A 12,969-nucleotide genomic window follows, 5' to 3' on the forward strand; every position below is an offset into this window, starting at 1 on the left:
CTACTCCTATGTTTCATCATTTAGCAATGGGATCATTGGCATCCAACAATCCCACAGCTATATATCATCGTTATAATTTAAAATGACGAATTAATTCATTTAGTTCCTCAGCAAGCTTAGCCAAGTCTTCTGAACTTGAGGCCATTTCTTCCATAGAGCTGCTTGTTTGTTCTGCAGAAGCAGACGTTTGTTCAACTCCAGCTGCAGCTTCCTCTGATATTGAGGCAATTTCCTCGATGGATGAGCTCATTTCCTGGTTCGTTTTGGACATCATGGATAGCTTATCTGTTACAGTTTGAATATTGGTTGTCATTTTGCTAACAGCCTGATTAATTTTATCAAAGGTTTCTCCTGTTGTTTTAATCTGACTGGTTCCCTTTTCAACTTCTGAATACCCATTTTGCAAGGAATCTACGACATTTGTAGATTCTTTCTGGATTTTCCCTACAATCTCTGTAATATCTGTTACAGAGTCCGCTACTTGCTCGGCCAGCTTTCTCACTTCATCGGCTACTACTGCAAATCCCTGTCCATGTTCACCCGCACGAGCAGCCTCAATGGCTGCATTTAAGGCTAATAAGTTGGTCTGTTCAGCTACATCTTTAATGACTACCACGAGCTTGGAAATCTCTTTAGACTGCTTATCCAGTCCTTGCACTTTTTGAACAGCGTCCTGCACAATATGGTCTATCGTCGTCATTTGCTTAACAGACTGTTCCATTAATTGCTGTCCTTCACCAGTCATATTCAAGACTTCTTTTGAAGATTCATAGACGTGCTCACCATTTGCATTGGCTTCTTGTACACTTTTTGTAAATGTTGATGCATTGGATGATAAATCACTAGCATTATTGGCTTGAGACTCAGAACCTGATGCTAACTCCTGCATTGTGGAAGATATTTGTTCAGAACCTGCCTTTACTTCATTAGCAGATTGTGTAAGTTCTTCACTCTGACTGCTTACCGTTTCTGAAATCTCTGTTATTTTTTCTACAATCAATTTTAGATTTCTTCCCATTACATTCGTAGATTCAGCTAATTTCCCAATTTCATCATTGCCATCGTAATCAATCGCATCTACGGCCAGATTACCTTCTGCAACCCTATTATTAACATGAACGACTTTATTTAAGTTACGTGAAACCATTCGACTGATAAAGAAGACAATCAGTCCACCAATAATAATAGCACCAATCATGGCTGCAATAAGAACAATCAATGTTAACTGTGCACTTCCCTTTACTTCCTCCACTGCAGATGCTCGTTCTTTATCCACCATGGTTTTAAGTTCCTGCAAAAGGTCAACCGTTTCTGATCGGATACTATCTGCTTCTCTAGATAAATTTTGAACCTCAACCTGATCATTTTGTCTACTCGCCCTGGTCATTTCTTCAGTGAAAAGCGTATTCAATTCCTTATCGTTCGCAATAATCTCCTCAAAAAGTTCCTTTAGTTCGGGTGTATCCATTTCCGGTTTTAACTCAGCTTCTAAATTGTTAAATTGTTCTCGTTTGTTCTCATATTCCTCCAAATAGGCATCGTCACCAGTTTCTGCAAAATCGAGAACTCGAATTCCCTTCGAACGAGTAAGAGAACTCATTTCAGCTGTAGCTATTGCACGATCGCCTCTTCGTTCTAAGGCATCAATGTTATTATCAATATTGGTTACTAATATTGATACAACACCAGTCATTGCACCGAAAAGGATAAATACAATGATGAGTGCATACCCATATTTCCATCCAATATTTACATTTTTGAACTTGAGCTTTTTTAGCATGTTTGTTTTCCCCCTGGAGTTCAAATGTTCCAAAGTCTATAAAGCTTTGGCTAATGCTTCTTCAATTCGTTCGGAGGTAAAAGGCTTTACAATAAAATCCTTTGCTCCTGCTTGTATAGCTTCAATAACCATACCTTGCTGTCCCATTGCAGAACACATAATAACAGTTGCGTCCGGATTTATCTTTTTAATTTCCTTTACGGCTGCTACACCATCCACTTCCGGCATGGTAATATCCATCGTAACTAATTCAGGTTGCAGCTCACTATACATATCAATCGCTTCCTGACCATTTGAAGCCTCTCCTACTACTTCATGTCCCTGCTTTGTTAATATATCTTTCAGCTGCATACGCATAAAAGCAGCATCATCTGTTACTAAAACGGTTGCCATATTCTTTTCCCCTTTCTTTATGATTCGTTTGTTACTGACTTGATTTCATTTACTTCATCCAGATCCAAAACATGCTCCATGTCTAATAGAATTAATAAGCGTTCCTTTAACTTTGCAACGCCAATAATGAACGTTTCAGAAACACCGCCTATTACTTTAGGTGGCGGATCGATAGAGCCTTCATCAATATCAATTACATCTGAAGCAGAATCAACAATCAATCCTACCTGTACATCATTCATTTGTACAATTAACACACGAGTATCATCCGTATATTCGCTTCTACCAATTTGAAGGCGGTCCTTTAAATCAATGATTGGCGTAATTTCCCCCCGAATATTGATAATACCTTTAATAAAATCAGAGGTCTTGGGTACTTTTGTAATTTCCGTTAATTTTTCAATGGAAATCACCTGTGTTATATCGACACCATATTGCTCCTCATTCAATTGAAAAACGATTACCTTTGATGGTTTATTCATGATAATTCCATCCTCCTTTTACCCCTTCATTAATGCATTGGGATCAATAATTAGCGAAATACTGCCATCCCCAAGTATCGTCGCTCCGGAAATGGCAAACACATCTTTGAAATAATTTCCGAGTGATTTTAAGACGACTTCTTTTTGCCCCATGAAGTTATCAACCACTAAGCCCGTTAACTTATCTCCTTTTTTCACGACTACAACCGCTTCATCCTGCTTATCGTTTTGCTCTATATTTTGTGGTACCTCAAAGATCGTTTGTATAGAAACAAGGGGAACTACTTTTCCTCTAAAGTCCATGACAGCTTGTCCATTTACAAACATCTTTTCATCATTTTTGAGCATGACCGTTTCTTCAATGAAGGAAAGTGGAATGGCATAGGTTTCCTTCTGTACATTTACCAGCATTGCTGAAAGGATGGATAAAGTTAATGGAAGCTGAATCGTAAATTTACTTCCCTGATCAGGTGTAGAGGTTATAAAGATTTGTCCACCCAAAGACTCAATGGTATTTTTCACAACATCTAATCCAACTCCACGCCCCGATATGTCGGAAACCTGCTCTGCTGTACTGAACCCTGATGAAAAGATTAACGGATAAACTTCTTCATCAGTTAGTTTTTCTGCTTCTTCTTCAGTCAGAATACCGTTTTTAATGGCTTTGCTCTCAACCTTCTCCCGGTTAATACCTGCACCATCATCCTCAATTTCTATGTAAACATGATTACCGTTATGGTAGGCCGTCAATTGAAGATGGCCTTCTTCAGGCTTCCCTTTAGCTGAACGTTCCTGAGGAGATTCGATACCATGGTCTACTGAATTTCGAATCAGATGAACAAGTGGATCCCCAATTTCATCGATAACTGTCCGGTCCAGTTCGGTCTCAGCCCCGCTAATTTCAAGTTCAATTTTTTTATCTAAGTCTTTGGCAAGTCCTCTGATCATTCGAGGGAAACGGTTAAACACTTGTTCAATCGGTACCATACGCATGGTAAGCATCATATTTTGCATATCTTTAGATACTCTGGACATATGCTCAACCGTTTCAATCAATTCATTATGACCTATCTTTCTTGAAATATCCTCTAATCGGCCCCGATCGATAACAACTTCCTCAAACAAGTTCATTAAACGATCTATACGTTCTATATTAACTCTGATCGATTTCGATTGCGCCTGTTTTTTCTGTGATTGTTGCTTGTTATTCTCCGATTTTTCCGGCTGCGTTTTTTCTTTTTGAGTCCCTTCTTTTTGATTGTTTTCCTGCTTCTCTATTTTTCTATCAGAAAATGGTGATAAATCTACTTGCTTAATTTCAGATATTTTCATCACTTTGGACCGGATTTCCTCTGCTTCTTCCTTTGTTAATAGTAGTACAGAGAAATGATGGTCAAACTGCTCTTCTTCTAACTCTTCAACAGAAGGTACGGTTTTTATTACTTCACCTAAATCCTCGAGTACCTCAAAAACCATAAAAACGCGAGCCTGTTTTAACATGCAATCTTCATTTAGGGTAACGGTCACTTGAAACGACTGAAAACCTTGTTCTTTCGCCTGATCCATTACTGTCTTCTGATATTCGTCTACTTCCAGGGCAGTTACAGTCTCTACTGTATTAGAAGAGTTTTCACTTTCCTTAGAAGCAGGCTGTTCTCCTTTTTCAATTGCTTCAAGCTGGTTGACTAAATCCGAAACATCTTTTTTTCCATCCCCACCTTCTGCAATGGACTCAACCATTTCTTCTAGTGTTTCCAAGCAGTTAAATGTAATATCAATTAATTCTGTTGTTACAACTAATTGATCATTTCGAATTAAATCCAAAACGTTTTCCATCTTATGGGTTAATGACGAAATATCTTCAAACCCCATAGTAGCGGCCATTCCTTTTAAAGTGTGCGCCGAACGAAAGATTTCACCCACAATGGATGTATCTTCCGGTTGTTTTTCTAGTTCTAGTAGATGATCATTTACTGCCTGTAAGTGTTCCCGACTCTCATCCAAAAATACTTCTATGTATTGATTTGTTTCCATTTTAAGCCTCCTAACAAGGACATGATCACTCTCTTATGAATCTAGCAAAAGATATACGGATAATTCTTCTGCCTCACTTATTATTATCGGAATGTGTAGTCCTTTTTTATAGCCTTTTAGTGAAGTATTTCCTTCCATTATCGTTGGTGAGGTAATATCAGTACGAGTACCCAGTTCTTCAGCTTTTGTGGACATTCCCCCTGCAATCATATTTCCAAGCTCACCACTAAAGGAAGATAACATTTCTCCTTCTAATGACATCCCATACATCTGTTCTCCAATTTTACTAAAGACCGATGAAGAACCAGCTAAAATCAGTGAGCCTCTTGTATCACCAGTTATTCCAATTAGCACCCCAAAATTTAACTCCAAGGTCTGCTGTTGAACTTGGGGTGCTTGAGCCTTTACATCTAATGGAACCATATCATTGAAGGAATCTATTGCACAGTTTAAAATGTTGGTTACCACCTCTGTTTTCACTGTTGTACCATTTGTCATATCTATCCCTGCTTTCTCTTTTAAAAATGTTATTCTATCAGGCATAAAAAAATTGACTATTCAAAATCGTGAATAGCCAAAAAGCTCAACTCATTTTGGTAGCCAGGCTATCATCGTCATATAGGCCTTATGACCTATATAAACATTAGACCCTTTAGCTTTGCGTCCTAACCTTTCGGAAATTTTGCCTTTTTCTACACATGTATACAACTTTAACACTAGTTATATCGTCATATAAAAACCTTTTTTTATACTTTTAAATAAATAATTCTTTAAATATAGTTATTCGTAATATTCAGTCTATTCCTTACTTTTGTGAGACTTCACTAGTTTAAAGAACAAACCATTTATTTTTCAATGCCGTAATAACCGCGTTTGTACGATCCTCAACCTCTAATTTCCTCAGAATAGAACTAACATATTGTTTTACTGTTTTTTCTGTGATAAACAAAAATTCGGCAATATCCTGATTTTTATACCCCTTTGTCAGTAATTCTAAAACGTCCCATTCCCGTTTGGAAAAAACCCCAACAGGACGTTCCTTTGAATGATGATGAACCCGAGCATAATCATTCATTAAAATTCGAGTTAACTCATGATGTACGTAACGTTTTCCCTTTACAATGGATTGGATAGCAAATGCTAACTCCTCTTTCTCCATTCCGTTAAAGAAATAACCATTCAGGTCCAGCTTAAATAAATCAAATAAGTCTGTATTATCCAAAGTAGAAGCCCAAACGGCAATTTTTTTATTGCTTTTTTTATAGGAATCTATTAATGAATAAAAATCAATATCTGTATCTAAATCAATGATCAGGAAGTCCAGGTGTTCTTGTTCCTGAAACAATCTATTAAACTCTTTTGAACTATAAGCTTTAAATTCATAGTTTGAAAATAGATTTTTTAATTCGTTCAGTAGTAAATCTCTTAATAACGAAGGTTTTTTTATTAAAGCTATTTTCATGATGAATCACCCCTGTATTGTCGTGATAAGAGTATATCAAGTTTATTGCACAAAAAATATGGGTGTATTAATGGGAAAATCACCTATTATTACCTATTGAATTAGTATGAAGAAGACCTTTAAGGTATAAGATCTTTTTATGTTAGAAAGTAATAGGTTTAGATAAAATTACTCGTCTTTCTTGTTTGGAAGAATAAGGACTTCGACTCTTCTATTCTTAGCACGATTTTCTTTACTATTATTTGGAACTAGAGGATTATGTTCACCATATCCCTTTGCGCTAAACCGTTTAGGGTTTAACTTATTGTTATCTAAAAGTAATGACATAAAATTTAAAGCTCGTGTGGCACTTAATTCCCAGTTAGATTCAAATTTACTACTATTTACAATAGGAAGATCATCAGTATGACCACTGACAACAATCTGATGAGGGGGATCAGTATTTAAAAACTCTGATATCTCTCTGGCTATTTTTTCACCCTCCCCATTAACACGTGCACTTCCTATATCAAAGTATAAATCATTATATATTGAAACTAACAAACCTTCTCCGGTTAGTTTGGTTTGTAGTTCATCAGAGAGATTATTAGCTTTTATATATTGATTAATTTCCTTATGTACTTCTTCCAAAGAAGTCATTTCATTCTTATTATTTGCATCTTTCTTACTATCCGGCAATGTTTTTGGTTCTGGTGCTTCAACTGGACTGGATTGATGTTCTAAAACTCCTCGCCCACCCGTGAATTCACTTTTGAATACCATTGATAACTGTTCATACTTTTTAGCATCTATTTCACTCATTGCGAATAAAACAATAAATAAAGCTAAAAGTAATGTAAGCAAATCTGAATAAGGTAATAACCAGGATTCATCAACGTGACTCTCTTCTTTCATTTTTTTCTTCTTACGCATTGTCCTCCTCCTGTCCATAGTCTTCTGCATTCTTTAATTCAGAAGGTGATAGATAAGAGTTTAACTTATCACGTAATGTATTAGGGGATTCACCATTTGTTATCGATAAAATGCCTTCAATCATAATTTGTTTTTCTTTTACTTCATTTTTTGATTTTTCTTTTAATTTATTCGAGAACGGATGCCATAAAACATAACCTGTTAAGATTCCAAATAGAGTCGCAATAAAAGCAGCTGAAATGGCTTTACCTAATGCTTCTATATCATTCAAATCACCTAGTGCGGCAATGAGACCCACAACCGCTCCCAAAACCCCTAAAGAAGGCGCATATGTACCAGCTTGACTAAAGACCAAAGCACCTTTTTGATGTCTTTGTTCCATGGCTTCAATCTTCTCTAATAGTACATCCCTTATAAATTCAGGAGATTGTCCATCAATCACATATTGCAGTCCAGCTTTTAGAAATTGGTCATCAACAACAGAAATTTTATTTTCCAGAGATAACAACCCTTCTTTTCTTGCCAGGTCCGCCCATTCAGCAAACATATTAATCAATTCATCAATGTCTAGTGTTTCTTCTTTTTTAAACACAATTTTAAATAAAGTGGGAACCTTTTTAATGGTACTCATTGGAAATGCGATAAGAACTGCTCCTATAGTCCCAAAAAAGATAATTAAAATAGCTGCGGGATTAAATAGAGCTAATAAGTTTACCCCTTTAAAAATCATTCCAAGACAAATAGCTATTAAAGCTATGAAAATACCAAATATAGTTGCTTTATCCATCTTTCATCCTCCATTTTATCTTGCTGTACTTTTTAAACTGTTTTCTCATTAGTGCATTTAAAACTATGAACCATTCTTCAAAAGAAAACGTGATAGGAATTTTATCATAATAGATTTCAAAATTCTATAATAGCTGGATAATTTATGAAAACACTAAACATCATCTAATATAGGATAAGATACCTTTAGTTGTCTAAAGATTCCATCTTTTATTTTTATACTAGTCTTATATAGAATAATCTTTTATAATCATCAAATGTGACTATTTATTCATTTCCGTATTTTATAATAGGAATTTTGTATGATGATAAGGGGGGGTCCATCAATCAGTAAGAGGAAAATTACCTAAGCAAATCATTAGAAATATTCACACTAGGAAAAGAGGTAACACTATATGAAAAAACGATCAAGTATGAAAACAAAAATGATTGTATCCTTTGTCTTCATTACAATCATTCCTCTTATCATTGTTGGAATGATACTTAGCCAGCAAATGGAGAACAAATTAAAAACAAAATTTGAACAATCCACAAAAGGAGAAATCAAGCAGGTTGATCAAGCCATACAGTTATATTTTGAGTCCATAGATGAGAATGCTAAATTACTAGCAGAAAATCCCAAGGTTAAACAAGCAGACCATACGATTACTACATATACGGATAAAACAGATGAAAGTGGACAATTAGCGATGACTCCTTCTGAAAATGGAGGTATTGAAGAGGAAATCTATCAAATTTATGAAAATTTTGCGGATTCTCATCCTAACTCAGCTTATGTCTATATGGCAACAACTGAAGGTGCTTACATTCAGTGGCCAGAGGGAAATATAAGAAACAATTATGATCCAAGAGAAAGACCTTATTACAAACAAGCCATGAATAACAAAGAGGAAATGACTAGAACTGATGCTTATTATTTTGAAGAAGATCAATCCTCCATTATCAGTACAATCACAAAGATTACCAACGATCAGGGTGAAGTGATTGGGGTTCAAGGTTTAGATGTAAGTTTAAAAGGTCTTACAGACATGGTTAGTGAAATAAATGTAGGCGAAAATGGCTATGTCATGCTTACCCAACAAGATGGTACTATTCTCACTAATCCTAACAATCCTGATACAAATTTTGAGAATATCAAGAATTTAGATATTCCTCAACTTAACAATATAGATAACCTTAACGATGAATTAATTGAGGGAAATATTGATGGTAAACCCTATTTTATGAACATTTATACCTCACCAAATACAGGATGGAAATTTATTGCCGTTCAGGAGAAGTCCGAGCTTATATCTCAGTTGGATGAAATTAACAATACCATTGTAATTATCTCTATCATTTTTGCTATTTTGGCTATTATATTTGCATTTTTCCTATCTAGTCGTTTTTCTTCGCCAATATTAAAAACCGTTAATCATTTTAAAAAGTTAGCAGATGGTGATTTTTCACAGGGAGTTCCAGATCATCTTAAAAATCGCAAAGATGAAATAGGCATATTAACAAACGAACTTCAAACTATGCAGGATAGTATCAAAGGCTTAGTGGAAAAAGTTAAAGCAGCAGCGCAGACCGTGATTGATTCCTCCAAAACTTTAGCCAAAAGTACAAATCAAACAAGTGAATCATCCACTGAAATTGCAGAAGCCATCAATCAAGTTGCAATAAGTGCGAATGAGCAGGCGGAAAACCTTGAAAATGGAGAAAATCAACTGCAACAGTTAAATGAACAAATTGACAAAGTTTCAACTGAGAACCAGATTATTAATAATGAAACACATAAAATGAATGAGTTAAAAGACAAGGGACTTACAACTGTTGAAAATCTGATAAAAAATAGTGCAAATAACCGGGAGTCTACAGAAGAAGTGAATCAGGTTATAGGGGAAATGGACACCTTGTCAGAAGAAATAGGTAACTTTACAAACATGATTATTCAAATTACTGAGCAAACAAACTTACTCGCCTTAAATGCATCGATTGAAGCAGCAAGAGCAGGAGAGCATGGTAATGGATTTGCGGTAGTTGCTGAAGAGATTAGAAAATTGGCTGATCAATCAGCTAATGCAGCCGATGAAATTAAAGAAATCATTAATAAAGTTCAAAATCACTCGAAAAAAGCTGTAAATACAATTGAGAAAACAAAAGAATTTAGTCAGGAAAATGAACAAGTCGTTACAGAGACCAAAGACTTATTTAATGAATTATCCTCCATTGTTCAAGTATTAACAACAAATACGGATAAAGTATCAGTCTATTCCAACAATATGATTGAAGGAAAAGACGAGCTAATGGACGTTATCCAAACATTATCCTCATCAAGCCAGGAAACAGCTTCAAGTTCAGAAGAGGTTTCTGCTTCTACAGAGGAACAACAATCCGTTGTAGAAGAACTGAACACACAAACACAACATGTGAAACAGTTAGCTGAAGAATTGCAAGAAGAGATTGAACGTTTCAACGTTTAAAGTGAACATAAACCCAGAGTTATATAATGAAAATGATAACAAAAAAAGAGGCTCCAAAAGCTGGTTTCCCGCTTTTGGAGCTTCTATGATATTTATGCTGTTTCCAATACTTTAAGAGACTCACGATTAAAGGCTGGAATATCGTCCGGCTGACGGCTGGTAACGAGCTGATTACAGCATACAACTACTTCCTCATCTACAAAGTTTACACCTGCATTTTCAAGGTCTACTTGAATGGACTTAAATCCCGTAGCTTTTCGTCCATCAAGGGCTTTTGCTGTAATCAACAGTTGCGGACCATGGCAAATCGCGAATACTGGTTTTTTCTCATCCATAAAGTGTTTACTGAATACAACAAACCGATTATCCGCACGTAAAAGATCGGGTGAAAAACCACCAGGTATTAATAAAGCATCAAAGTCCTCTGGTTTAACTTCATCAATAGAAGCGTCTACCTCAACCTTAGCTTCTCCTTGTTTGCCTGTAACCGTTGTTCCTTTTTCCTTTTCAATGACAGTTAGTTCATGACCTGCTTCCTTTAGAGCTTTTGCAGGCTCCGTATATTCAACATCTTCAAACAAATTTGTAAGTACCACAGCAACCTTTTTTCCCATTTGTAAACTACTCCTTTACTATATTGATAAATGAGATACACATGTGCTGCATATGCTCTCACTATATATTGTAAAATTCTCGTTCTTCCCATTCAATTAAACTGCTTAGAGGCAGTTCTTCCAATCCTTTCAGATATATGGCTTTTTTCCTTTCAAATAGTAAAATAATGCGCTTTCCATGTTCAAAAAATTGTCACTTTATCTTATAATAAGACGTGGTAACAAAATATTTTTTAGGAGGTGATGTTCATTGACATCGTCTGAAAGGAAGTGGGCACTTGTTATCCTCGTTATCGTTTTATCAGCCTATATACTTCCTTATACAATCCTTACAAATGAAGCAACTTGGTATGGAAGCTTTTTGCTTTGGACAGTGCTTACCCTGATTATTATTGGTGTAAATTACTTTATTACTAGAGATTGGAGTAAATAATATGACAACTACTTTTGTATGGTTAGCCATTGTAATTTATATAGTCATTGCCCTATTTATTGCTTTCTTATCAAGGCACGGTAGTCATACGAACATGGATGGTTATTTTCTCGGGAATCGGAAACTGAATGGATTTGTTTCAGCACTCAGTTATAGTGCCACAACCTACAGTGCCTTTATGCTGGTCGGGCTGGCAGGTCTTACTTATAGTGGAGGAGTTGGAGCATTAGGCTTTGAACTCATTTATTTAATTGGTGTATCTTTAGTTGCCTTTTTCGGGCCCCGATTCTGGTTGGCCGGGAAAAAGTACGGGTATGTTACACCATCAGAAATGCTGGGAGATCGATATCAAAATAAAATGGTGGCCATTGTTGTGTCCTTGACCAGCTGTCTGTTTTTAATTCCATATAGCGCCGTACAGCTTTCAGGTGTGGGATACTTGCTCCAAGGAGTTACAGACAATGCGATTCCGTTTACAACGGGAGTGCTCCTTGCAACGATATTAGCTATCATCTATTCGTATATTGCAGGTATTCGGTCTGTGGCCTGGACAGATTCTTTACAAGCTTTATTTATGGTGGTCACATCAACCATAGTTGTGTTCATCATCATTAATCGACTAGGAGGTTTTGATGGGTTTTTCCATACCCTTGAAACCGAACGTTCAGAATTATTAACCGTACCAGGAAATGGGTATTTTAGTTTTACAACCTTTTTAGGATTAACGATTCCATGGTTTTTCTTTAGTTTATCGAATCCACAAGTGAGTCAACGATTATTTATGCCAGCTTCCTTAAAAAGCTTACGTACCATGTTAATGGGCTTTTTAGCATTTGGCTTTATATACACATTAGTTTCCGTCATCTGGGGATTTACAGCAAGCCTGCAATTTCCTGATTTAGCAAACGCAGATCTTGCAACACCGACCCTTTTATCATCTGATTTTGTACCGCCAATTTTAGGCGTAATTGTAATGGTCGGAATTATGGCTGCAGCCATTTCAACCATTGATTCCATTCTCCTCACATTATCGTCTTTATTCGCTCGAGATGTGTATAGAAATGTGAAGAATAACACAAGTGATCAAATGCAGCTGCGTGTTGGGAAACTTGTTATTCCCGTTATCGCCCTCCTTGCTTTCTTATTTGCACAATTAGAGTTAAACCTTATTGCTGTATTATCCGTAGCTTCTTCAGCTGGATTATTAGTAGTAGTTCCCGCCATTATTGGAACTTTCTTCTGGAAAGGAGGAACGGCAGCAGGAGTCTTAACAAGCGTTATCGTTGGTGCTTTTTTAGTGATTATGCTCGAAATTTCACAAGTGAAGCCTCTTGGTTTAGCCTCAGGGATTTGGGGACTTCTCGTTTCAACTATTTTGTTTGTGTTTGTGAGTTTATTCACAAAAGCTCCCGAAGAAAAAGCATCAGAATTTTTAGGTTATATTAAAGAATTATTGAAAAGGAAACCATAGATAAGAAAATGCGTGGATAAATGTTATCCACGCATTTTTATCCAATCTTTCCTTAAATTAAATCAGAGTGAAAAAAACCCATTCCTCTTCTTCATAACCTATATTTATAGTTTTGAATTATCCGAACGTTTCAGAAT

The 12,969-nt window shown here is 36.0% G+C and carries 12 protein-coding genes and 1 riboswitch; of the genes, 3 read left to right on the top strand and 9 right to left on the bottom strand.

What is annotated here, in order from left to right:
• Positions 1-70: 70 nt before the first annotated feature.
• From BMX63_RS08485 to motA, 8 genes are all read right to left on the bottom strand, one after another.
• On the bottom strand, positions 71-1,780 hold the full coding sequence (locus BMX63_RS08485) for a methyl-accepting chemotaxis protein (RefSeq protein ID WP_093134177.1): 1,710 nt from the start codon (positions 1,778-1,780) through the stop codon (positions 71-73).
• Positions 1,781-1,816: 36 nt separating this feature from the next.
• Entirely contained in the window at positions 1,817-2,173 is a 357-nt protein-coding gene (locus BMX63_RS08490) for a response regulator (RefSeq protein WP_093134180.1), read from the bottom strand.
• A gap of 17 nt (positions 2,174-2,190) precedes the next feature.
• Complete coding sequence (locus BMX63_RS08495; protein ID WP_093134183.1) at positions 2,191-2,655, bottom strand: chemotaxis protein CheW; 465 nt, start codon at positions 2,653-2,655, stop codon at positions 2,191-2,193.
• An 18-nt stretch (positions 2,656-2,673) separates the two neighbouring features.
• A complete protein-coding gene (locus tag BMX63_RS08500) occupies positions 2,674-4,689 on the bottom strand; it encodes a chemotaxis protein CheA (protein WP_093134186.1) in 2,016 nt (671 codons plus the stop codon).
• 33 nt (positions 4,690-4,722) lie between these two features.
• Complete coding sequence (locus tag BMX63_RS08505) at positions 4,723-5,187, bottom strand: chemotaxis protein CheX (protein ID WP_093134189.1); 465 nt, start codon at positions 5,185-5,187, stop codon at positions 4,723-4,725.
• A 94-nt stretch (positions 5,188-5,281) separates the two neighbouring features.
• Positions 5,282-5,386: riboswitch (cyclic di-GMP riboswitch) on the bottom strand.
• Between the two features lie 132 nt (positions 5,387-5,518).
• Entirely contained in the window at positions 5,519-6,151 is a 633-nt protein-coding gene (locus BMX63_RS08510) for a response regulator transcription factor (protein ID WP_093134192.1), read from the bottom strand.
• A 168-nt stretch (positions 6,152-6,319) separates the two neighbouring features.
• Entirely contained in the window at positions 6,320-7,063 is a 744-nt protein-coding gene (gene motB / locus BMX63_RS08515) for a flagellar motor protein MotB (RefSeq protein ID WP_093134195.1), read from the bottom strand.
• Positions 7,056-7,850 carry a flagellar motor stator protein MotA gene (gene motA / locus BMX63_RS08520; protein WP_093134198.1) on the bottom strand — a complete coding sequence of 265 codons (795 nt, stop codon included), beginning with the start codon at positions 7,848-7,850 and terminating at the stop codon, positions 7,056-7,058. Before motA ends, motB begins: the two co-directional genes overlap by 8 nt.
• Positions 7,851-8,244: 394 nt before the next feature.
• Here motA and BMX63_RS08525 point away from each other — a divergent pair, with 394 nt between their 5' ends.
• Positions 8,245-10,314: a methyl-accepting chemotaxis protein gene (locus BMX63_RS08525; protein WP_093134201.1), complete on the top strand. Its 2,070-nt coding sequence runs from the start codon at positions 8,245-8,247 to the stop codon at positions 10,312-10,314.
• Between the two features lie 92 nt (positions 10,315-10,406).
• Here the strand turns inward: BMX63_RS08525 and BMX63_RS08530 are convergent, their stop codons facing one another.
• Positions 10,407-10,928 carry a type 1 glutamine amidotransferase domain-containing protein gene (locus BMX63_RS08530; RefSeq protein WP_093134204.1) on the bottom strand — a complete coding sequence of 174 codons (522 nt, stop codon included), beginning with the start codon at positions 10,926-10,928 and terminating at the stop codon, positions 10,407-10,409.
• Positions 10,929-11,178: 250 nt separating this feature from the next.
• On the opposite strand from BMX63_RS08530, the gene BMX63_RS08535 reads away from it, so the two are divergent.
• Together BMX63_RS08535 and BMX63_RS08540 are read left to right on the top strand one after the other, a co-directional pair.
• The gene (locus tag BMX63_RS08535) at positions 11,179-11,361 is read left to right on the top strand and encodes a hypothetical protein (RefSeq protein WP_093134207.1); all 183 of its coding nucleotides are present in this window, start codon (positions 11,179-11,181) and stop codon (positions 11,359-11,361) included.
• 1 nt (position 11,362) lies between these two features.
• Entirely contained in the window at positions 11,363-12,832 is a 1,470-nt protein-coding gene (locus BMX63_RS08540) for a sodium:solute symporter family protein (RefSeq protein WP_093134210.1), read from the top strand.
• Positions 12,833-12,969: the final 137 nt, after the last annotated feature.

This window comes from Salinibacillus kushneri (assembly GCF_900111405.1).
GTDB classification, from domain to species: Bacteria; Bacillota; Bacilli; order Bacillales; family Alkalibacillaceae; genus Salinibacillus; species Salinibacillus kushneri.

Bases quoted from the DNA above. Each gene is read 5' to 3' on its own strand.
- BMX63_RS08485 (WP_093134177.1), bottom strand. From the start codon at position 1,780: ATGCTAAAAAAGCTCAAGTTCAAAAATGTAAATATTGGATGGAAATAT.
- BMX63_RS08490 (WP_093134180.1), bottom strand. From the start codon at position 2,173: ATGGCAACCGTTTTAGTAACAGATGATGCTGCTTTTATGCGTATGCAG.
- BMX63_RS08495 (WP_093134183.1), bottom strand. From the start codon at position 2,655: ATGAATAAACCATCAAAGGTAATCGTTTTTCAATTGAATGAGGAGCAA.
- BMX63_RS08500 (WP_093134186.1), bottom strand. From the start codon at position 4,689: ATGGAAACAAATCAATACATAGAAGTATTTTTGGATGAGAGTCGGGAA.
- BMX63_RS08505 (WP_093134189.1), bottom strand. From the start codon at position 5,187: ATGACAAATGGTACAACAGTGAAAACAGAGGTGGTAACCAACATTTTA.
- BMX63_RS08510 (WP_093134192.1), bottom strand. From the start codon at position 6,151: ATGAAAATAGCTTTAATAAAAAAACCTTCGTTATTAAGAGATTTACTA.
- motB (WP_093134195.1), bottom strand. From the start codon at position 7,063: ATGCGTAAGAAGAAAAAAATGAAAGAAGAGAGTCACGTTGATGAATCC.
- motA (WP_093134198.1), bottom strand. From the start codon at position 7,850: ATGGATAAAGCAACTATATTTGGTATTTTCATAGCTTTAATAGCTATT.
- BMX63_RS08525 (WP_093134201.1), top strand. From the start codon at position 8,245: ATGAAAAAACGATCAAGTATGAAAACAAAAATGATTGTATCCTTTGTC.
- BMX63_RS08530 (WP_093134204.1), bottom strand. From the start codon at position 10,928: ATGGGAAAAAAGGTTGCTGTGGTACTTACAAATTTGTTTGAAGATGTT.
- BMX63_RS08540 (WP_093134210.1), top strand. From the start codon at position 11,363: ATGACAACTACTTTTGTATGGTTAGCCATTGTAATTTATATAGTCATT.